Annotated in this window: 23 protein-coding genes; 16 read left to right on the top strand and 7 right to left on the bottom strand. The window is 70.3% G+C overall.

Annotated elements, in window-relative coordinates; all coding sequences use genetic code 11:
• Positions 1–3: 3 nt before the first annotated feature.
• The 9 genes from F8S09_RS09345 (at position 4) to F8S09_RS09305 (ending at position 6,431) form a co-directional block, all read left to right on the top strand.
• Positions 4–321: a PadR family transcriptional regulator gene (locus tag F8S09_RS09345; protein ID WP_152871218.1), complete on the top strand. Its 318-nt coding sequence runs from the start codon at positions 4–6 to the stop codon at positions 319–321.
• Positions 318–659, top strand: coding sequence for a hypothetical protein (locus F8S09_RS09340; protein WP_152871217.1), 342 nt, complete (start codon positions 318–320; stop codon positions 657–659). The genes F8S09_RS09345 and F8S09_RS09340 overlap by 4 nt, the downstream gene beginning before the upstream one ends.
• Positions 656–1,348, top strand: a complete 693-nt coding sequence (gene lepB, locus F8S09_RS09335) for a signal peptidase I (protein WP_152871216.1) — start codon at positions 656–658, stop codon at positions 1,346–1,348. Before F8S09_RS09340 ends, lepB begins: the two co-directional genes overlap by 4 nt.
• 55 nt (positions 1,349–1,403) lie before the next feature.
• Positions 1,404–3,086 (top strand): sensor histidine kinase, encoded by a 1,683-nt coding sequence (locus tag F8S09_RS09330; protein ID WP_152871215.1) that lies wholly within the window; start codon positions 1,404–1,406, stop codon positions 3,084–3,086.
• A complete protein-coding gene (locus F8S09_RS09325) occupies positions 3,083–4,135 on the top strand; it encodes a DUF4097 family beta strand repeat-containing protein (protein ID WP_322618686.1) in 1,053 nt (350 codons plus the stop codon). The genes F8S09_RS09330 and F8S09_RS09325 overlap by 4 nt, the downstream gene beginning before the upstream one ends.
• Positions 4,132–4,782 carry a response regulator gene (locus F8S09_RS09320; RefSeq protein ID WP_152871214.1) on the top strand — a complete coding sequence of 217 codons (651 nt, stop codon included), beginning with the start codon at positions 4,132–4,134 and terminating at the stop codon, positions 4,780–4,782. The genes F8S09_RS09325 and F8S09_RS09320 overlap by 4 nt, the downstream gene beginning before the upstream one ends.
• Before the next feature lie 127 nt (positions 4,783–4,909).
• Positions 4,910–5,638 carry a hypothetical protein gene (locus tag F8S09_RS09315; RefSeq protein ID WP_152871213.1) on the top strand — a complete coding sequence of 243 codons (729 nt, stop codon included), beginning with the start codon at positions 4,910–4,912 and terminating at the stop codon, positions 5,636–5,638.
• Entirely contained in the window at positions 5,638–6,066 is a 429-nt protein-coding gene (locus F8S09_RS09310; RefSeq protein ID WP_152871212.1) for a hypothetical protein, read from the top strand. Before F8S09_RS09315 ends, F8S09_RS09310 begins: the two co-directional genes overlap by 1 nt.
• Positions 6,063–6,431: a hypothetical protein gene (locus F8S09_RS09305; protein WP_152871211.1), complete on the top strand. Its 369-nt coding sequence runs from the start codon at positions 6,063–6,065 to the stop codon at positions 6,429–6,431. The genes F8S09_RS09310 and F8S09_RS09305 overlap by 4 nt, the downstream gene beginning before the upstream one ends.
• A gap of 43 nt (positions 6,432–6,474) precedes the next feature.
• On the opposite strand, the gene F8S09_RS09300 is transcribed toward F8S09_RS09305, so the two are convergent.
• Positions 6,475–7,221 carry a chlorite dismutase family protein gene (locus F8S09_RS09300; RefSeq protein ID WP_152871333.1) on the bottom strand — a complete coding sequence of 249 codons (747 nt, stop codon included), beginning with the start codon at positions 7,219–7,221 and terminating at the stop codon, positions 6,475–6,477.
• Positions 7,222–7,310: 89 nt separating this feature from the next.
• The gene (locus tag F8S09_RS09295) at positions 7,311–8,339 is read right to left on the bottom strand and encodes an aldo/keto reductase (protein WP_152871210.1); all 1,029 of its coding nucleotides are present in this window, start codon (positions 8,337–8,339) and stop codon (positions 7,311–7,313) included.
• Between the two features lie 207 nt (positions 8,340–8,546).
• Between F8S09_RS09295 and F8S09_RS09290 the strand changes: the two genes are divergently transcribed.
• Positions 8,547–8,771, top strand: coding sequence for a hypothetical protein (locus F8S09_RS09290; RefSeq protein ID WP_152871209.1), 225 nt, complete (start codon positions 8,547–8,549; stop codon positions 8,769–8,771).
• Positions 8,772–8,851: 80 nt separating this feature from the next.
• Here the strand turns inward: F8S09_RS09290 and F8S09_RS09285 are convergent, their stop codons facing one another.
• Positions 8,852–9,442: a hypothetical protein gene (locus F8S09_RS09285; protein ID WP_227978601.1), complete on the bottom strand. Its 591-nt coding sequence runs from the start codon at positions 9,440–9,442 to the stop codon at positions 8,852–8,854.
• Between the two features lie 31 nt (positions 9,443–9,473).
• Between F8S09_RS09285 and F8S09_RS09280 the strand changes: the two genes are divergently transcribed.
• A complete protein-coding gene (locus tag F8S09_RS09280) occupies positions 9,474–9,836 on the top strand; it encodes a VOC family protein (RefSeq protein WP_152871208.1) in 363 nt (120 codons plus the stop codon).
• Between the two features lie 57 nt (positions 9,837–9,893).
• On the opposite strand, the gene F8S09_RS09275 is transcribed toward F8S09_RS09280, so the two are convergent.
• Positions 9,894–11,009, bottom strand: coding sequence for an AI-2E family transporter (locus F8S09_RS09275; protein ID WP_407643658.1), 1,116 nt, complete (start codon positions 11,007–11,009; stop codon positions 9,894–9,896).
• Positions 11,010–11,381: 372 nt separating this feature from the next.
• Here F8S09_RS09275 and cysS point away from each other — a divergent pair, with 372 nt between their 5' ends.
• The 5 genes from cysS to F8S09_RS09250 all read left to right on the top strand — a co-directional run bounded on the left by cysS (position 11,382) and on the right by F8S09_RS09250 (position 16,656).
• Positions 11,382–12,866 carry a cysteine--tRNA ligase gene (cysS, locus tag F8S09_RS09270; RefSeq protein WP_152871207.1) on the top strand — a complete coding sequence of 495 codons (1,485 nt, stop codon included), beginning with the start codon at positions 11,382–11,384 and terminating at the stop codon, positions 12,864–12,866.
• A 93-nt stretch (positions 12,867–12,959) separates the two neighbouring features.
• The gene (locus tag F8S09_RS09265; protein ID WP_152871206.1) at positions 12,960–13,538 is read left to right on the top strand and encodes a YcjF family protein; all 579 of its coding nucleotides are present in this window, start codon (positions 12,960–12,962) and stop codon (positions 13,536–13,538) included.
• A gap of 286 nt (positions 13,539–13,824) precedes the next feature.
• Positions 13,825–15,339 (top strand): glycine--tRNA ligase, encoded by a 1,515-nt coding sequence (locus F8S09_RS09260; RefSeq protein WP_152871205.1) that lies wholly within the window; start codon positions 13,825–13,827, stop codon positions 15,337–15,339.
• A gap of 184 nt (positions 15,340–15,523) precedes the next feature.
• A complete protein-coding gene (locus tag F8S09_RS09255) occupies positions 15,524–16,027 on the top strand; it encodes a DUF2243 domain-containing protein (protein WP_152871204.1) in 504 nt (167 codons plus the stop codon).
• A gap of 47 nt (positions 16,028–16,074) precedes the next feature.
• Complete coding sequence (locus tag F8S09_RS09250) at positions 16,075–16,656, top strand: DUF305 domain-containing protein (protein ID WP_152871203.1); 582 nt, start codon at positions 16,075–16,077, stop codon at positions 16,654–16,656.
• A gap of 46 nt (positions 16,657–16,702) precedes the next feature.
• Here F8S09_RS09250 and F8S09_RS09245 read toward each other — a convergent pair whose 3' ends face one another.
• From F8S09_RS09245 to F8S09_RS09235, 3 genes are read right to left on the bottom strand one after another with little or no spacing between them, the layout of a single operon-like run.
• Positions 16,703–17,416, bottom strand: coding sequence for a hypothetical protein (locus F8S09_RS09245; RefSeq protein WP_152871202.1), 714 nt, complete (start codon positions 17,414–17,416; stop codon positions 16,703–16,705).
• Between the two features lie 4 nt (positions 17,417–17,420).
• Positions 17,421–17,984 carry a mismatch-specific DNA-glycosylase gene (locus F8S09_RS09240; protein ID WP_152871201.1) on the bottom strand — a complete coding sequence of 188 codons (564 nt, stop codon included), beginning with the start codon at positions 17,982–17,984 and terminating at the stop codon, positions 17,421–17,423.
• Positions 17,971–18,567: a sulfite oxidase-like oxidoreductase gene (locus F8S09_RS09235; RefSeq protein ID WP_152871200.1), complete on the bottom strand. Its 597-nt coding sequence runs from the start codon at positions 18,565–18,567 to the stop codon at positions 17,971–17,973. Before F8S09_RS09235 ends, F8S09_RS09240 begins: the two co-directional genes overlap by 14 nt.
• Positions 18,568–18,600 lie beyond the last annotated feature (33 nt).

The following is an 18,600-nucleotide window of genomic DNA, read 5'->3' as shown; positions in this document are numbered from 1 at the left end:
GGCATGGACCTGAATCTGTTCAAGGGCAATCTGGACCTGATTCTGCTTAGCGTGCTGGAGCAGGGGGAAGGGTACGGGCTGGAGATCACCAAGCGGGTGAACGCGCTGACGGAAGGGCACATCACCCTCAATGCGGGGAGCCTCTACCCGGCGCTGCACCGGCTGGAGCGAGCTGGATTTCTCAGTGCGGCAAGCGTGACGCCCGCTCGGGGTGGTCCCCTGGTCAAGACCTACCGCCTGACGGACGCGGGCCGGGCCGAGCTGGGGCGCCGCCGCGAGGGGTACGCCGCCTTTGACCGGGCGCTGCGGAGCCTGTGGTGACTCCTCCCCTGCCGCCGGAGGTCGCCGCCTACCTGGACGCGGCCACCCGCCTGTTGCCTCCCACTGTCCGAACGGCAGCGCGGGGCGAGCTGCACGCCAACCTCCATCAGGCGATGCTGGATCACCTCACGGTAGGCTCCCCAGAGGCGGAAGCCTGGAACCGGGCCGTCTGCGAGGCGGGACCCGCCGGGCGCGTGGCCCTGGGATTGGCCCGCACCCATACACTGCCGCTGCTGTGGCGCACGCTGCTGCTCGCCGGGGCATTGGGCGGGGCGGCCTCGGCGTTGTGGGCGCAGGGGGCTGGCCCCGCTCCGGCGCACCACGAGGCCCGGCCATGAGGGAACGGCTGCGGACGCTGTGGCGCGAGTGGGGCTCCCCGGTCGCCTTCGCGCTGCTGGTGACCCAGTTCGGGGCCACGGCGGTCGCGGTAGACGGGGTCAGCATGGCTCCCGGCCTGCGCGACGGCGAGTGGCTGGCCGTGCCGAAGATGGAGGGCTGGGCACACCGCGCCGGGCTGGGCGAGTACACGCGGGGCGACGTGGTGGTCTTCAAACCGCCGCGTGAGGTGCCTGCCTCTTGGACGCATGGGTACCGGGGGGTCACGCTGCCGTGGGCTTACCGCCCCTACCTCGTCAAACGGGTGATCGGGCAGCCCGGCGACCGGGTCCGGCTGGACCGGGGCGAGCTGTACCTCAACGGGAAGCAGGTAGCACAGGCCTGGACGCTTCCCTTCTGGGAGGAGACCTGCCTGGACCGGACCAGCCCGGTCGCCTCCTTCCCCGAGGCCACGGTGCCGCCGAACACCTACTTCGTGATGGGCGACAACCGCAGCCCTGGCGGGAGCCTGGACTCGCGCAGCTTCGGGCTGGTGCCGGTGCGCGACATCGCGGGGCGGGCCGTGGCGAGCCTCTGGCCGCTGCGGGTGCCGGAGGTTCAGACACCACCGTGTGGCGGGGAACAGGTGGACGCCAGGGGGTCAGGGCGCTGGAATCCCCGGCTGCTAAAGCCGCCAGCCGACCTGCGCTGACCTCTCCCCCTTTCGGCCGACGCCCGCTGCCCCACCCCAGCCCTAGCCTGCGGGCATGATGAGGCGGATGACCCGCACCGCCCTGCCCCCTGGCCCGCCGCTGCTGGCCGACCTGCGGGACGCGCAGACCTACCGCACGGCGCTGTATGTTCTGCTGGCTCTGCCGCTGGGCACGCTGGTGGCAGGGCTGCTGCTGGGCGGCGTGCTGGCCGGGGTGGTGACGTTGCCGCTGCTGGTGGGGGCCGGGGTGCTGCTGGGCACCCTGTGGCTGGTGCCGGGGCTGGCGGACGTGCAGCGGGGGCTGGCACGGCTGCTGGGCCTCCACTTTGCCCCCGCAGGCCCTCCCCCGCCGGGCGGGGTGGCGGGCTGGTTGCGGGCCACCCTCGCGGACGGGGCGACCTACCGGGCGCTGATGTTCCACCTGCTGCAACTGCCCCTCGCGCTGCTGTGCTGGACGGTGCTGGGAGTGCTGCTGGCGGCCTCGGCGTTGGGGCTGGCGGCGCCGTGGTGGGCGGCGGGTTCCCTCCCGGTGAGCTGGGGGGGCGGGGAGGTGAGCCTCTCGGTGCCCGGCGTGGCGGGGCTGGTACTGGCGGGGGCGGGGGGCCTGCTGGTGACGGGCGGGGTGCTGAACCTGCTGGGGCGGGTGTGGGCGTGGCTGGCCTTTGCGCTGCTGTCGGTGCCGCAGGACGGGGCGAGTGCCCGGCGGGAGGTCGTGGCGCTGCGCCGGGCCGCCGGGCGGGTGGCGCTGGGAGACGACCTGGGGGCGACCCTGGCCGACCTCGCAGGGCAGGCGAGGGCGGCGAGCACGGCGCAGGCGGTGGCCCTGACCGCGCCCGACGGCACCCTGCGCACGGTGAGCGGTCCCGACGATCCCGCCCTGCACGGGCCTGGTCCCCTGCCCCCACCTGGCGGGGCGGACGTGCGGCCCCTGCCCGGCGGAGGTACCCTGGCGACCCTCCCGGTGATCGCGGGCGGGCGTGACGGCGGCACCCTGCGGGCGGTGTACGCGGCGGGCACCCGACCCGGCGGGGACGAACTCGCCTTCCTCCTCTCCATCGCGGACCACGCGGGCACGGCCCTGCACGCCGCCGAACTCATCGCGCGGGCGGGCGAGCGCGGCGGCGAGCTGGAGCGGGCGCGGCTGGCCCGCGAGCTGCACGACAGCGTGGCGCAGGCCCTCTACGGGATCACCCTGGGGGCCAAGACCGCCCGCGCCACCCTGGACCGCGACCCCGCCCGCGCCCGCGAAAGCCTGGAGTACACCATCCGGCTGGCCGAGGGCGGCGTCTCCGAGATGAAGGCCCTGCTCTTCAGCCTGCGCCCCGACGCGCTGGAGGAAGGCGGGCTGGTCGCGGCCCTCGCGCAGACCGCGCACGCCCTGGAAGCGCGGCACGGCCTGACCGTCCACGCCGACACGCCCCAGGAACCCGGCCTCGCCCCCCACGCCCAGGCCGCCGCCTACCGGGTCGCGCAGGAGGCCCTGCACAACGTGGTCAAGCACGCCCGTGCCCGCGAGGTGTGGCTGAAGGTCGCGCAGGAGGGGGTCACCGTCCGACTGGAGGTCCGCGACGACGGGCGCGGCTTTAATCCTGCCCTGCTGCCCGGCGGCACCCTGGGCCAGCGCTCCATGCGCGAGCGGGCGCGGGAGGCAGGGGGCGAGTTGACCGTGCAGAGTGAGCCCGGCGCGGGCACGACCGTCACCCTGACGCTGCCTGCTGCCCTCCCGGAGTCCACGTGACCGCGCCCACCCGGCCCCCCGCGCGGCCTCTGGCCCCGGTGCTCGCCCGCATCGCGCTGGGGCTGGGGTTGGTCACCGCAGGAGCAGGCCTGACCTGGGCGGGCTGGCGGGTCACGCCCATTCCCGGCCTGAGCGTGCGCGAGACGCCGCTGGACGTGCCGTTGGAGGGGGCCTCGGCACTCGCCGTGCGGCTGACGGGCGACCGCACCGACCTCGCCGTGGCGGGGCTGCCGTGGCCGGGCCGCGCCGCGCTGGTCGGGCGGGCCACCCACCGCGAGCGCAATCCTCTGCGGGTGCAGACCTCTCGCGAGGGGGGCACCCTGCGGGCCGACGTGCGGCTGGACGTGGCTCCGCTGAGTGACGACCGGGTCAACCTCAACACTCCCGCCGTGCAGCACCGCCTGGACGTGCAGCTCTCGCGCGGGGTGCCCCTCACCCTGGGGGTGGAGACGGCGAGCGGTGACCTGCGACTGGACCTCCACGCGCTGCGGGTGCGTGAGCTGACCGCCCGCACCCGCTCCGGCTCCCTGGTGGCGACCCTGCCCGCCGGGGAGAGCGGCCCCCTGACCCTGGGGACGGCGAGCGGGGCAGTGACCCTCCGCGCCCCGGCCCCCTGGCGGGCGCCTGCCCTGGGGGTCACGACCGGCAGCGGCGCGGTTACCCTGCGGCTGGGGGAGGCGTGGGCGGGGCGGCTGACCGTCACCACCCAGAGCGGCGACGTGACGGGCGAACTGCCGCGCGGGGAGGCAGGCCGCGTGGCCTCCACCTCCGGCGACCTCGCCCTGCGGCTGCCGGATGGGGCGGCGGGGACGCTCACGCTTCAGACCGTTTCCGGGGAGGTGCGAGTGAGCCTCCCGCCCGACACGTCCGTCCGCGTGCGATTGGTGGGGGGCCGCCTGCTGGACCCGCCGGGCGACCTGTTGCGGCAGGGGGACGTGATCGCCACCGACCCCGCCGCCCTGACCGACCCCGAACTGGACATCCGGGTGGAGGCGCCCCGCTTGCGCCTCGCCCGCCGATTGCCCGACGACGAAGGAGACGCCCCATGACCGACCCCACCATCCACCCCGTCCGCGTCCTGCTGGTGGACGACCACGCCGTCGTTCGGCAGGGCCTGAGGCTGTTCCTGGGCCTGGACCCGCATATTGAAGTGGTGGGCGAGGCCGCCAACGGTGAGGAGGCCCTCGCGGAAGCTGGGCGCCTGCGCCCCGACGTGGTCGTGATGGACCTGATGATGCCCGTGATGGACGGCATTCAGGCCACCCGCGCCATCCGCCGCAGCCTGCCCGACACGGAAGTCATCGCGCTGACGAGCACGCTGGAGGAACATAAGGTCAACGGCGCGATTGACGCCGGAGCGATGGGCTACATGCTCAAGGACGCTTCCTCCGACACGCTGGCCGAGGCCATCCACGCCGCCGCGCGGGGCGAGGTGCGGCTGCACCCGGAAGCAGCCCGGCGGCTGGTGCGCGACTTCCGCTCGACCGACATGCGCGAGAGCTTGACGCCCAAGGAAGTCATCGTGCTGCAACTCATCGCGCGGGGCTACTCCAACCGCGACATCGCCGCCGACCAGAACGTCACCGAGGCGACCGTGAAGACGCACGTGAGCCGATTGCTGAGCAAGCTGGGGCTGGAGAGCCGGACGCAGGCGGCGCTGTACGCGCTGCGGCACGGGCTGGCGAGGCTGGAGTGAAGTCGCCAGCGACCAGTGGCCAGTCGCCAGCATTCGGCGGCGTCGGGTTGGTGGTGGTGATGCTGGGCCTCGCGGGGGTGGGGGTCGTGGTGGGACTGCTGCGGGCCGTCTCGCTAGAGGGGCCGGAATGGTGGAAGTTGGCGAGCTGGACGCCCTTTCTCCTCGCCCCGGTCGGCGTGCTGTCGGCCCTGGCGCTGTGGCTGGGGCGGCGGCCTGGGGAGGGGTCGGGGCGGCGCTCGCGTCGGTGTGGTCCAGCGTCACCCTGCTGGACCCGGAAGTTAACCGGGACGCGAATATCGGGATGGGCTTTTACTGGGTGCTGGGTTGGCTGTTCCCACTCGGCCCGGCCTTTGGAATCGGAATGGCGCTGGGGCTGCTGGCCGGACGTCGGCACGGCCTGCCCCCCTCGCCCGCCGCGCTGGAGGACGCCCGCCCGCTCCCCGCGCTCGCGCCCTGGCTGTGGCCGCTGCTGCCCCCGGCGGCGGTGTCGCTGGCAGTGACGGCGTTGCCCTTCATGCGGGTGGCGGATCAGGGGGACGTGGGAAGCTGGGCGGGGCTGCTGATCGCGGTGCTCGTCTCGTCCGCCGGGCAACTCGCCGTGACCCTCTCCCCTGCCCTGATCGCCCTGCTGGTGCTGCGGGGCCGCGCGGCCCGTGACGGCGCGGTGCGGTCCCGCCTCGCCGCGTTCTGGGGCCTGTGCCTGGGGCTGGCGGTGACGCTGAGGCTATTCGGCTTCGGACAATTCGCGCTGGTCCCGCGTCTGCCGCTGGAAGCCTACATCCTGCTGCACGCTGCGCCGCCGCTGATCGGGTATGGGGTGGGCTGGTGGGTGGGACGGCGTCAGGCGGAGGGCTAATGCGCGTTCCGCCCGCCGCGTGGCTGTGGCCGCTGCTGCTCCCGGCGCTGCTGGCGGTGGCCTCGGCGCTCCTTCCGCTGGTGCTTTTGTGGCAGTGGACGCCGCGTGGACCCGGCGACCTCCCGCGCCTGCTCCTGAGCGTGGTGACCCTGACGCTCGGCGCGTTGACCCTGGTGCTGGCCCCGGCCCTGATCGCCTTGCGTGTGCTGCGTGCCCGCGCAGCTCGCGACGGCGCGGTGCGGCCCCGGCTCGCGGCCTTCCGGGGGCTGTGCCTGGGGCTGAGCGGAAGCGTGGTGCTGTGGGCGGGTGTCCTCGCCTTCGGCTTGCCGTCCGGTGGCCGCGTGGGGCTGCTCGCCTGCTCGTTCGCGTTGCCTGTCCTGGGTTACGGGGTAGGCGAGCGGGTGGGCCGGAAGCGGGAGCACCGATGACCCGCCCGCCCGCGCTGTGGCCCTGGCTGCTGCCTCCCCTGCTGGCGGCCCTCGCCTCGGCCTTCATTCGGGCCGTCGGGCACGAGGACGACCTGGCCTCCGCCTCGCTGGTGGCGCTGTATTTCGTGATTCTGCTGCCGCTGACGCTGGGCGTGCCGCTGCTGGCCCGCTGGGTCATGCGGGGCCGGGGTGGGCGCGGGGGCTTGGCAGGCTTCTGCCTCGGCTGGGCGGCGAGCCTGCTGGTGTGGAATGGCGACGGCTGGTTTTTCCCAGGCGGGACTTCCTTCCGGGTCATCGTTGCCCTGTGCCTGGGGCTGCCGGTACTGGAGGCTGCGCTCGGCGGCGTCCTCTTTCCGAAACGCTGAGGCAGGGGGCAACCGCTCACGCCCCCGCCCCGGTTCCTGAGTCTCAGCCCAGGTCGCCCAGCACGTCCCCCAGGTCCTTTTTCACGCACGTAAACATCGGCGTGTCCTGCAGGGTGTAATTGCTCGCCTCGGTGTAGCGCAGGCGGTGAACGAGGTCCACAAACTCCTGCGGGTAGTCGGAGTCGAAGGACACCACGAACTCCTGATCGTCGATGCCGTAGGAGTAGCTCGTGTTGATCCGCACGCCCTTGAAGGGAGTGGAGGCGTAGATGTGCTCGTCCATCATGCCCTGGCGGGCCAGGGGCGTGAGGTCGTACCACGCCCGCGTCTTCACGAAGGGGTAGATGAACAGGAACTTGCCCTGCCCCGGCAGGATTTCCAGCCCGTGCCCGCTGCCCTCCACGCGGTTGACGTACTGGCTGCGCTTGTTCATGGAGACGAAGTTGTAGGGCTGCGTCAGGTACCCCATCAAGCGGGTGCGGTTCAGGCGCCCCTGAGCTTCCTGGAAGTCACGCACGTCGAAGGCGATACGCCACAGCATGAAGTCCACGTCCCCGCGCACGCCGACGAGCGAGTAGGTGCGCTGGATGCGGCCCTGTTCGGGGGTGCCGTCCGTGACCCAGCCCTCGGCGGCGGCGAGGAACTCGGCCTTCAGCTCCTCGCGCTCGGCGGGGGGCAGGCGGCGGAAGGCGGGGTCGAGCTTGAAAAAGGCGTAGTTCAGGAACTGCCGCTGCGCCCGGTCCGGGTCACGCTGGGTGACCTGCCCGCTGGGGTCGAGGTCCACCATCATCTTCGGGCGGCCACCGGGAGCGCCGCCGGGACGGCCTCCAGTGCTGGGCGGCGTCTCCCCCGCCTGGGTCGGCTTCTGCTGCTCGCCGCTCACTGCACGACCTCCTGACCGCGCAGGTCGGTGGGCAGGCCGAAGTTGGCCCGGTAGAGGCTCTGAATCCGGTCATATTCCGCGTCCGTCAGCAGCGCGGCGGCAAAGGTCTGCACGTATTCCTCCAGGCCCTTCTCGTCGTAGATGTTGGGCAGAATGCTCGCCATCGCGGGCGAACGCAGGGCGAACTGAATGGCGAGCTGACCGATGGTGCGGCCCTGGCCCTCCACGAACTCCTGCCGAAGCTGCTCCACCTTCTTGAGGCCGTCTTCCATCCAGGCCTTGCGGCGGGCGTTGGTGGTCATGCGCCAGTTGCGGTGGTCGCCGGGCTCGAACTCGGTGTCGAGGGTCATGTAGCCTTCCAGCAGCCCGGAAGCGTGCGGCACGCGGGCCATCACGCCCACGCCCTCGGCCTCCGCAACCGGGAGAATCTGCTCGCCCAGCACCTGTTCGAGCAGGTTGTAGATGATCTGGGTGGGCGCCTTGCGCTCGCGGATGGACGCGATGCCCTCCTCAATCTGCCGCTCGTTCAGGGCCGGACCCAGCGCGGTGCCGTAGGCGCGGATCAATCCCTCGGCCTTGAGCGCCTCCAGCTCGGCCCACAGGTCGTCCTGACGAATGGCGTCCAGGCGGCAGTTGTGGAGCTGGTAGTAGTCGATGTAGTCGGTGCCCAGCCGCTTCAGCGAGCCTTCCAGCGCCTTGCGGAGGTACGCGGGCGTCCAGTCGTGCGGGCGCTCCTGCTGCCCCGGACGCTCGGGGTGGGTATAGATGTCGTAGCCGAACTTGGTGCCGATGATGATCTTCTCGCGCACGTCGCCCAGCGCCCGGCGCTGAATCTCCTCGGCGCGGCCCGAGGCGTAGGTGTCGGCGTTGTCGAAAAAGGTGACCCCGAGGTCGTAAGCGCGGCGCAGCAACCGGACGGCCATCTCCTCGTCCTTGACGCCCCACCACGTCGTGCCCACGGTCCACACGCCGAACCCCACCGCGCTCACGGTGAGGTCGGTGCCCAGCAGTTTGCGGTACTCCATGGGGGGTACTATCCCACCCCGCCGGGGGGACAATGCACCCCGAACGGGCGGTCAGGAGCGGGCTAGCGCCGGCGCAACACCTGACGATGCTGCGGACTGTCCTGCTGGACCTCTACCGCCAGCCCGCCACCATTCGGCGAGAACTGCGCCCGATGCTGCCCACTGCCCGCGCCGGAACGCCTGCCCCAACCACCCCGTAAGGGCGGCATGGGCTTTTTCAACTCCCCTCCCCCCGAACCCCAGCCCGTGAACCGTGCGGGCAAGGACCTGACCTGTGCCCACTGTGGCCACGCGGCCTTCCACGCGGGCGAGGCGCAGCTCAACACCCAGGGGCTGACCTTCCTGGGGCTGGACTGGCTAAACGGCAACGCGGACTACTTCGCCTGCGCCCGCTGCGGGCACGTCCACTGGTTTCTCCAGGTCATGCCCTGAAGATCGGCCTGCCTGAGGTTGACGAATGCTGCATACCGCGCTATCCTTGTTTCATTCAACCGCCCGAAGTGGCGGTTTTTTCATGCCTGCCCAATTTGAAGCGGCTGGGGCACCGGAAAGACCAGCCGAAAGTCCGGCACCCCCAGGGTCAGCAGCGGGCGAACGCGCCGCGGCGTGGGCGACAGCCCCCGCAGGTGCCCCACCGACAGCCGCGCGGGGGTGACGCGCCCACTGGCCTCCAGGGGGGTCAGGAGCCAATCGCCCGCCCCGTCCAGTCCCGGCTGTGCCAGCGTCCGCAGGGGTGAGGGCAGCAGGGCCGTGCTGAGGGGCACGCGCCAGGTGCCAACCTGGTACCCCAGGCGGGCGACCTCCGCACCGTCCTCCCCCGTCACCCGGACGTCGCCCACTCGCTCGCTCCCTGTCCAGTCGAAGCGGGCGAGGTGCTTGGGAATGCCCCAGTTGCGCCGCCCCCACACGACGCTCTCCCTGGTACTCACCACGATGGCCCGGACCTGGGGCCGCCACCCGGCGGGGGTGCGGGTGAGTTCGGCCCACAGCAGTTCGTCGTAGGGACCGACCGGAGAGGCGACGTAGCGCACCAGCATCAGCGCGCCGGGGGCCGAGAGGGCGATCAGGCCGCGTCCGGTGAGGGTCCAGGGAGGCGGGGGCATGGGGCCAGGGTACGCGCTAGCCTGCCTGCCGATGCTCAAGCACGTTTCCTTCGTGACGCGGGACCTCGCGGCGACCCTCGCCTTTTACGTGCGGCTGGGCGGCGTGGTGGAAAAAGACCTGACGACCGCCGAGGGTTACCGCCGGGGCGTGGTGCGCCTGGGGGAAGGCCGCCTCCAGTTCTTCGAGGTTCCGGGCGAGGCCCCCGCCCCGCACCTGCACTGGGCTGAACACATTGCCCTGCACGTCTCCGGCCTCCGTGCCCTCCTGCCCGAGTGGCGGGCCGCCGGGGTGACGGTCAGCCGCGACCTCCAACCCAGCCCCGGCGGGCGGGACATGGCCTTTGTGCTGGACCCGGACGGGCGGCAGGTGGAGTTACTGGAAAGTGGCCTGTAAAGCAACGCGGAGGCGGAGACGTTGTGCGCGTCTCCCCCTCCGCGTTGGCCCCAGGCCCTACGGCCCTTCGGTATAGACCCGGCTCGGATAGTAGTACTTGTCCAGCAGCAGCTTGCCCAGCGCGACGATGGGCACGGCGAGCAGCGCCCCCACGAAGCCCAGCAACGAGGCCCCGATCAGAATGGCGACGAGTACGGTGACCGGGTGCAGGTCGGTGGTGCGGCCCAGCACGTAGGGGCTCAGGACGTTGCTCTCGATCTGGTTGGCCAGCACGAAGATCACGACCACGAGCAGCATCTTGACCCAGCCGAACGGCAGCGCGAGCAGCAGCGCGGGCGTGGCCCCGATCACCGGGCCGAGGTACGGCACGATGTTGAAGGCCCCCGCCAGGAAACCGATGGCGGCGGCGCTGGGAATCCCGATGATGGTGAGGCCCAGCCACACGAAGACGCCGATAAATGTGGCGATCACCAGTTGCCCGCGCACGTAGCCGCCCACCGCCGTGCTTACCAGGCTGCTCAGCTCCAGCACGCGCGGCTGCCAGGGGCGCGGAAAGGCCCGCAGGAGCGAGGCGTTGACCCGGCTGTAGTCCAGCATCAGGTAGATGCTCAGCAGCAGGATGATCACGATCTGCCCCACCACCCCGCCGATGGAGACGAGCTGCCGGAAGACCGTGCCCGTCGAGTTCAGGGCGTTTTGCAGGATGGGAATCAGGTTGTTGCCGAGGTTCTCGACGTAGGTTTGCACGGCCTCGGTGATGCGCTCGCGGGCGTCGGCGAGGTTGCCGATGCCCCGGTCCCCCAGCCACCCGAACAGGCGGTCGATCACGATGCCGAGCTGCCCGATCTGGTCCGGCAGCCGCGCGAGCAGGTCGATCAGCTGCGCCGAGACGGTCACCAGCAGCGCTCCGGCCAGCGCGAACAGCGCCACGAACAGCAGCAGCACGAAAAAGACCCCCAGCCCCCGCGACACCCGCCCCCGCTCCAGCCAGGTCAGCAGCGGATTGGCGAGGTAGGCGATCAAAAACGCGATCAGCACGTTCCAGATGATGGTGCTGACCTCGCCCGCCATCCGGTACAGGAGGTAAGCGGCCAGCCCGAACACGAGCAGGCGAATCCAGGGACTGCGCCAGGCGTACGCGAACGCGGTGGGCGGCTTGGGCGGCGAGATCACACCGCGCATCATACGGACTCCCGCCCGGCGGGGAGGGCGGCCTGCCAGAGTCCGCTTCAGCCACGTTCCGTCAGTGGATCAATCGGCCGTTCTCACGGTGTGGAGGGCCGGTGCCGACCCCCCTGCCGCAGTGGCGAGGAACAGGACTCCCGCGTCCGTCGGTCCAATGAAGGAGCCGGGCCTGCTTGCCGACCTCGCGCCGGGGGGACAGCCCCGGACTCCGGCCCGGCAGCGACTCTCCCGCGTTTGCTACAGTGGCCCCATGACCCCGTGTTGCCCCCTTCCCGCGGCCTGAGCAGCACGCTTCCCGCCGCGCCCCTTCCCTGTGTGGAGTCGGCGCGGCTTTTTCTTTTCCCTTTCCCAGGAGCCCCGATGACCCACCCCACTGCCCCTCTTTCGGCCCGCACGCCCGACCCCGATATTCACCTCTATGACACCCTGCGCGGCGAGAAGGTCCGTTTCGTGCCGACCACGCCCGGCCGGGTGGGGATGTACCTGTGCGGCCCCACCGTGTACTCGGACGCTCACCTCGGGCACGCGAAAAAGGAGGTCGCCTTTGACGTGGTGCGGCGGGCGCTCACGCACTTCGGGTATGGGGTGCGCTACGTGACCAACGTGACCGACGTGGGCCACCTCCAGAACGACGCCGATGAGGGCGAGGACAAGCTCCAGGCCCGCGCCCGGCTCGAGCAGCTCGAACCGATGGAGGTGGCCGACAAGTACTTCTGGTCCTTCCAGCGCGACATGGACGCCCTGAACGTCCTCAAGCCGTCGATCAACCCCCGCGCGACCGGGCACATCCCCGAGCAGATCGCGCTGATCGAGGAACTGATTGAGCGCGGCCATGCTTACGAGTCGAATGGCAGCGTCTACTTCGACGTGCGCTCGTGGCCCGAGTACGGCAAGCTTTCGGGCCGCAAGCTCGACGAGCAGGCCGAGGGCACGCGGGAAGCCGTGCGCGAGGAAAAGCGCGATCCCCGCGACTTCGCCCTGTGGAAGCGGGCCGAGCCGGGCCACCTGATGCGCTGGGACTCGCCCTGGGGGGTGGGCTTTCCAGGGTGGCATATAGAATGCAGCGCGATGAGCCTGAAGTACCTGGGCGAGGGCTTCGACATCCACGGCGGGGGGCTGGACCTGCAATTCCCGCACCACGAGGCGGAGATCGCGCAGGCGGAGGCCGCCGGGCACGCCTTTGCCCGCTACTGGATGCACAACAACATGTTGACCATCGGCGGCGAGAAGATGTCCAAGAGCAAGGGCAACTTCACGACCATCCGCGAGTTGCTCGAACACCACGACCCGATGGTGGTGCGCTTCCTGCTGGTGGGCAGCCACTACCGGTCGGTGACCGAGTTTTCGGAAGAAGCCTTCCAGAGCGCCCGGAACGGCTACCGCCGACTGACCGAAGCGCTGCACGAGGTCGAGCGCCGTCTGCCGAACGCCCCGGAACGCGACGACCCGGCCCTGCGGGGAAAGGTTGCCGCGCACGTGGAGGAGTTTGAGCAGGCCATGCGCGACGACTTCAACACGCCCCGCGCGGTGGCGGCCCTCTTCGGCCTGACGACCGACGTGAACGCGGCCCTGAACGGCGGCGAGGTCGGCCGCCCGGCCCTGGAAGCTGCCCGCGACGCCTACCGCCAGCTTGGGGGCGACGTGCTGGGACTGTTTGCCCAGAGCGCCCCGGAGCGGCAAGACGACGCGGAGGTCGTGGACGCCCTAATGGAACTGGTCCTCAAGGCCCGCCAGAACTACCGCCTGCAAAAGCAGTACGCCGAGGCCGACCAGTTGCGCGACACGCTGACCCGCGTGGGCGTGACCGTGGAGGACACCAAGGAGGGGCCGCGCTGGCGCAGGTAAGGGGAAAGGGGTGGCGGCGGGAGAGAGCAGGCCACAGCCGTTGCTCAAGACTCGCCGTTCCCCGCCCATGGCCCGCGCCGCTACACTTTCTCCATGTTTCCCCTCGTGCGGCAGGTGCTCGACAACTTCAATTTTGACGTGGACCCCGACCTCTCCCAGGAGGAGAACGTCGAGGAGGTCATCAAGAGCGCGGCGCTGCTCTCGGGGGCCATTGCAGTCGAGCCCATTCCCTTCGCGGACATCCTGCTGATCACGCCTCTCCAGGCCAAGATGGTGCTGCACATCGGCAAGATCTACGGCTTCGAGATCACCCCGGAGCGCTCGCGCGAGATCGCGCAGGAGCTGGGGGCCACCGTTGCCTACGGGGTCGTGGCGCGGCAGGTCATGCGCGGGGTCGCCAAAATCGCGCTGCCCGTGATCGGCGGCCTGATCACCGCCCCCGCCGTCTATGGCTGGACCTTCGCGCTGGGGCGGGTCGCGCAGCAGTACTTCGAGCGCAAGCGGGCCGGGCTGCCCGCCACCCGGCAGGAACAGGTCAAGGTCGTGCAGGAGGCCAAGGCGCAAAGCCGCCGCGTGCTCCCCAGCCCGCAGGACTTCTCCGACCTCGCCTCCGAGCTGCGCCGCCGCGCCGAGGAAAAGGGCAAAGGTGGGGGCCGGGGGGACCTGAACTGACCCCCTTGACCCTTCCTCCCCGCCTGCGCCACACTTTCCTCAGCGTTGATCCGCAGGAGTAGCGGGACACGTGCCTCTGAGCGAGTCCGGGACGGTGAGAGCCGGACAGGTGGCGGCCGGTGAAGGGCGGCGGGGAGTTACAGCACGACAAAAGTGCCCATCTTGGCCGCAGACAGCGGTGATGGGAACTGGGGTGGAACCGCGTAGAGCATTTCTGCGTCCCCAGACGAGCCGGAAGGGAGGCCGTCTGGGACGTTCTTTTTCGGCTCAGGAAAGGAGACAGGACATGCCCGCAACCTCAATGGAAGAACTCGTCAGCCTGTGCAAGCGCCGGGGCTTTATTTTCCAGGGCAGTGAGATTTACGGCGGCCTGCAAGGGTTCTACGACTACGGCCCCCTGGGCGTGGAGCTGAAGAACAACATCAAGGCCGCGTGGTGGCGCACCAACGTCTACGAGCGCGACGACATGGAGGGGCTGGACGCTTCGATCATCATGCACCGCATGGTGCTGCGGCACTCGGGCCACGAGGCCACCTTCAGCGACCCAATGGTGGACAACAAGAAGAACGGCAAACGCTACCGCCTCGACCATCTGGTGAAAGACCAGAAGGCGGACGTGCAGGCGAAGGTGGCCGAGCTGATGGGGGCGGACCCGGAGAATTTTGCCGCGCTGGTGGCCGCCCTGAACGCGAACTCCGCGCAGGCGTCGCAGGCGCTCAAAGACGCCGGGGTGCGCGACCCCTTCTCCGGCGAGGTGGGCGACTGGACCGAACCGCGCCCCTTCAACATGATGTTCAAGACGACCATCGGCCCGGTCGCGGATGACGACTCGTACGGCTACCTGCGCCCGGAGACCGCGCAGGGCATCTTCACCAACTTCAAGAACGTGGTGGACTCGACCTCCCGCCGCCTGCCTTTCGGCATCGCACAGATCGGCAAGGCGTTTCGCAACGAGATCACGCCGCGCAACTTCATCTTCCGGGTGCGCGAACTGGAGCAGATGGAAATCGAGTTCTTCTGCACGCCCGGCACCGACGAGGAGTGGCACGAGCACTGGCTCGAGCAGCGCCTGAAGTGGTGGGAGGCACAGGGCGTGCCCCGCAGCAAGATCGAGATTCTGGACGTGCCGAAAGAGGACCTCGCGCACTACTCCAAGCGCACCTATGACCTGATGTATGACTACCCCACGCTGGGGCACGAGGAGATCGAGGGCATCGCCAACCGCACCGACTTCGACCTCGGCAGTCACACCAAGGCGCAGGGCGAACTCGGCATCCAGGCCCGCGTGGACGAGAACCTGGATTCGGTCGCCAAGCTGACCATTCCGCACCCCGAGACGAACAAGCCCGTCGTGCCCTTCGTGATTGAGCCGTCCGCCGGGGTGGACCGGGCGATGCTGGCAGTCTTGAGCGAGGCCTTTACTAAGGAGACGCTGGAGAACGGCTCGGAGCGGATCGTGCTCAAGCTGAGGCCCCACCTCGCGCCCATCAAGGTGGCCGTGATCCCGCTGGCCCGCAACCGCGAGGAGATCACCAGCGTCGCCAGGGCGATCAAGGCCGAGTTGCAAGGGCTGGGGCTGGGCCGGGTGCTCTACGAGGACTCCGGCAACATCGGCAAGGCCTACCGCCGCCACGACGAGGTGGGCACGCCCTTTTGCGTGACGGTGGACTTCGACACCGTGGGCAAGGGTGAGGACCCGAACCTCACCGACACCGTGACCGTGCGCGACCGCGACACGTTGGGGCAGGAGCGGGTCAAGATCAGCGAGTTGAGCGGGTGGATTCGGGAGCGGCTGAGGTAAGCGGCCAGCCGCCAGCGACCAGCTTCCCGCCGTGACGGCCCAAGCCCCCGCCCCCGCGCGGGGGTCTGTCCTGCTGGCGAGTTCACGCCGCCTTGAGGGTTGGCCGCAGGGGGCCTGCCCACGGCGGGAGCTTTCTACAATCGGAGCCGAACCGTCGCCATTCGCCTCAACTTCGGAGGAAGTCATGACCGTCACCGAGGGACCACCGCTCCGCACCAACACCAACCCCCGCTCCTGGCTGTGGGGCGGCGTCTTCCTGGGCCTCGGCCTGGGCGGGTTTTTTGACGGCATCGTGCTGCACCAGATTCTCCAGTGGCACCACCTCCTCAGCGAGGTCTACCTGCCCACCACCCTGGAGAACCTGAAGATCAACACCGTGGCCGACGGCTTTTTCCACGCGGCCACCTGGGTCTTTACCCTGATCGGCATTTTCCTGCTGTGGCAGGGGACGCGGGGCCAGCACGTCACCTGGAGCACCCGGGCGCTGGTCGGGGCGCTGCTGCTCGGGTGGGGACTGTTCAACGTGGTGGAGGGGCTGGTCGACCACCAGATCCTCCAGATTCACCATGTGCGGCCCGGCCCGAATCAGGCGCTGTACGACGTGGGCTTTCTGGTGTGGGGGGCGGCCATGCTGCTGATCGGGTGGGCGCTGATGCGGCAGCCACGTGCCGGGAGCGTCCGGGCCTGAATGGGCTCCTGACACGGCCCTTGTGGTGGGCGGGGCTGGGGGTAGGGTTGTCGCTGCTGCTCGCGCTGGCCTTCGCGGTGGTGCCCCTGCTGCTGCCCCCACCGGCTGCGGACAGTGCGGAGGTGCGCTTTTTGCGAATGATGCTGCCCCACCACGCGCAGGCCGTAACGATGGTGGAGGCGGCCGGGCCGAGGCTGCGTGACCCGGAGGTGCAGACCCTCGCCCGGACCATCCGGCAGGTGCAGGAGCGCGAGATCGGTCAGATGGAGGCGCTGCTGCGGGCCTGGGGCCACCCAGCGGAAGGGTTCCCCATGCCGCCCGCCCACGCCGCCGCGATGGGCATGGCGACGCCCGCCGACTTGAACCGGCTGGGCACCCTGCCCCCTGCGGAGGCTGAGCGCCTGTTCCTCCAACTGATGCGGCGGCACCACGAGGGCGCATTGGCGATGGCGGGACCGCTCCTGGGCTGGTGGGTGCGGCCCCAGGTGCGCGAACTCGCCCGGCATGTGGAACTGATGCAGAAGACGGAAGTGCGGGCGATGGACCGGATGCTGCGGGCGCGAGGGGTGGAGCCGTTGCCGCTGTTTCCGTCCCTGGAGCACCAAGAAAAGAGGCACGGACATGAGTAAGGGCGAAGGCCGTCACTCTGCCTTCGCCCTCCGCTCTCCCCAGCACCTACTCCCGCTCCTCCCCCTCCCCGTATTTGCTTTCCAGGTAGCGCCGCTGGGCCTCCAGGGTGCGGGTGTGCTGGCCCCGGCGTTCGTGGACGACCTCGCCCATGCGGCGGCCGATCAGGTCCAGTTGGTTCAAGAGCAGGCGCTCGGCGTCGGGGGTGCGGGGGGCGGCCTGGTAGGTGTGCAGCAACTCGGGCAGGTCCTCGCGTGCGGCCTGCCGCGCATCGAAGGCGTCGCGGCCCAGCGCCTCGTCCCCGGAGGTCAGGCGCAGGGCGTCGCGGGTGGAGATGATGGCCGCGTGAAAGGCCGGGCGGGCGGCCGGGGGCAAGGCACGCTCGCCGGAGCGCAGCAACCGCAGCAGCCGCGCCTCGTCGTCCTCGGGGCCAGCCTGCGCGAGGGGCACCTCGGGGGCGGGAGTCAGCAGGCGGCGGCCCTGAATGGCGGTGCGGGCCACGCCCAGAAAGGCCAGGATCAACGTAATTCCAATCAGCCACCCTGCCGGGTCCCAGCCCAGCGCGAGCAGGATGCCGAACACCAGCAGCAACACCAGCACGGCCACAAAGCCCAGCACGCCCTGCACGGCCAGCCAGCCCAGGCCCTTGGCACGGCGCCCCAGGTCGGGCGGAAGCGCCGGGCGCGGCAGGGCAGGCCGAGTGGAAGGCAGCCAGGGATCGTCGCCGGGACGGGGAGGACGGGGAGGCACAGGCGCCGACATATGGTCAGGGTACGGGGTGAGGGGCGTTCCGGTTCCCCCGCAGTTCCTTCACCCGGTCAGAGAGCGCCTGCCACGGCTCCAGCCGGAAGTGGGTGTGACCCAGCGGACTGGTGGAGGGCAGCACCCAGACCTCCGCCCCCTCCAGCGGCAGAAGTTGCGGGCCATAGGGCAGTTTCCCGGTGGGAAGGCCCAGCGTCTCGGAGGCGCCCCGCTTGCTTGTGAAGGCGACGAGGGCCGGGCGGTAGCGCCGGATCTTCTCGCGCAGCTCGTCGGGCGCCCACGCCTCGCCGGGCAGCGCCGAATCCACCCCGCTGTGCCGCTTTGCCACGTCGGTCAGGCCGATGCCGTACTGAGGCAGGGTGGGGTACTCGCGCGGCGCAAGTTGCCGGGGCGTCAGCCCGACCTGGGCCAGCACCCGCCAGAACTTGTTCTCCGGATTGGCGTAATAGGCCTTCGCACGGGCGCTGATGCGGCTGGGAGCGGTGCCGACGAGTACCAGCGTCAGGCCCTCCTCCAGCACGTCGGGGACGAGGTAGCCCTCCCCCGCTGGCACCTCAGTCGTCGTCATACCGCTCCTCCGCGAAGGGGTCGCCGCGCATGTGGTACCCGTTGCGCTCCCAGAAGCCGGGGCGGTCAGCGTCCATGAACTCCAGCCCGGTCAACCACTTTGCACTCTTCCAGAAGTACAGGTGCGGGACGACCAGCCGCAGCGGGCCGCCGTGTTCGGGGGTCAGCGGCTCGCCGCCGAAGGTGTGGGCCAGCAGGTTTTCGGGCCGGGTGAAATCCTCCAAGGAGAGGTTGGTCGTGTAGCCGCCGACGCTGTGCTGCATGACGTGGGTCGCGCCGGGCCTGAGCTGAAGGTGTTCCATCAGGTCCACCACCCGCACGCCGGTCCAGGTGGTGTCCAGCTTGCTCCAGTGGGTCACACAGTGGATGTCGTAGGTGAGGGTCGTCTGCGGCAGCGCCATCAGGTCGGCCCAGGTCAGGGTCTTTTCCTCCGCCAGCCCGAAGACGCGCACGACGACCTCCTCCGGGCGGTAGTGCTGCGCGGGGCCGTAGGTCAGCACCGGAAAGCGGGTGGTGAGCGTCTGGCCGGGGGGAATGCGGCCGTCCATGTCGTCCGCGGGTTTCTTGAAGAATTTGCCGAGCATGGAGGCATTCCACCCCCGCGCGGCAATGGGGGC

Source organism: Deinococcus terrestris, assembly GCF_009377345.1.
GTDB classification, from domain to species: Bacteria; Deinococcota; Deinococci; order Deinococcales; family Deinococcaceae; genus Deinococcus; species Deinococcus terrestris.
This window is presented reverse-complemented; position numbering and strand designations above follow the sequence as displayed.

Excerpts from the sequence above, each read along its gene's own strand:
- F8S09_RS09310 (WP_152871212.1), top strand. The coding sequence starts at position 5,638 with ATGCGCGTTCCGCCCGCCGCGTGGCTGTGGCCGCTGCTGCTCCCGGCG.
- F8S09_RS09345 (WP_152871218.1), top strand. The coding sequence starts at position 4 with ATGGACCTGAATCTGTTCAAGGGCAATCTGGACCTGATTCTGCTTAGC.
- F8S09_RS09300 (WP_152871333.1), bottom strand. The coding sequence starts at position 7,221 with ATGATGGTGGACCTCGACCCCAGCGGGCAGGTCACCCAGCGTGACCCG.
- F8S09_RS09295 (WP_152871210.1), bottom strand. The coding sequence starts at position 8,339 with ATGGAGTACCGCAAACTGCTGGGCACCGACCTCACCGTGAGCGCGGTG.
- F8S09_RS09260 (WP_152871205.1), top strand. The coding sequence starts at position 13,825 with ATGCCCGCAACCTCAATGGAAGAACTCGTCAGCCTGTGCAAGCGCCGG.
- F8S09_RS09255 (WP_152871204.1), top strand. The coding sequence starts at position 15,524 with ATGACCGTCACCGAGGGACCACCGCTCCGCACCAACACCAACCCCCGC.
- cysS (WP_152871207.1), top strand. The coding sequence starts at position 11,382 with ATGACCCACCCCACTGCCCCTCTTTCGGCCCGCACGCCCGACCCCGAT.
- F8S09_RS09290 (WP_152871209.1), top strand. The coding sequence starts at position 8,547 with ATGGGCTTTTTCAACTCCCCTCCCCCCGAACCCCAGCCCGTGAACCGT.
- F8S09_RS09280 (WP_152871208.1), top strand. The coding sequence starts at position 9,474 with ATGCTCAAGCACGTTTCCTTCGTGACGCGGGACCTCGCGGCGACCCTC.
- F8S09_RS09235 (WP_152871200.1), bottom strand. The coding sequence starts at position 18,567 with ATGCTCGGCAAATTCTTCAAGAAACCCGCGGACGACATGGACGGCCGC.
- lepB (WP_152871216.1), top strand. The coding sequence starts at position 656 with ATGAGGGAACGGCTGCGGACGCTGTGGCGCGAGTGGGGCTCCCCGGTC.
- F8S09_RS09330 (WP_152871215.1), top strand. The coding sequence starts at position 1,404 with ATGATGAGGCGGATGACCCGCACCGCCCTGCCCCCTGGCCCGCCGCTG.
- F8S09_RS09240 (WP_152871201.1), bottom strand. The coding sequence starts at position 17,984 with ATGACGACGACTGAGGTGCCAGCGGGGGAGGGCTACCTCGTCCCCGAC.
- F8S09_RS09285 (WP_227978601.1), bottom strand. The coding sequence starts at position 9,442 with ATGCCCCCGCCTCCCTGGACCCTCACCGGACGCGGCCTGATCGCCCTC.
- F8S09_RS09315 (WP_152871213.1), top strand. The coding sequence starts at position 4,910 with ATGGTGGAAGTTGGCGAGCTGGACGCCCTTTCTCCTCGCCCCGGTCGG.
- F8S09_RS09320 (WP_152871214.1), top strand. The coding sequence starts at position 4,132 with ATGACCGACCCCACCATCCACCCCGTCCGCGTCCTGCTGGTGGACGAC.
- F8S09_RS09265 (WP_152871206.1), top strand. The coding sequence starts at position 12,960 with ATGTTTCCCCTCGTGCGGCAGGTGCTCGACAACTTCAATTTTGACGTG.
- F8S09_RS09305 (WP_152871211.1), top strand. The coding sequence starts at position 6,063 with ATGACCCGCCCGCCCGCGCTGTGGCCCTGGCTGCTGCCTCCCCTGCTG.
- F8S09_RS09245 (WP_152871202.1), bottom strand. The coding sequence starts at position 17,416 with ATGTCGGCGCCTGTGCCTCCCCGTCCTCCCCGTCCCGGCGACGATCCC.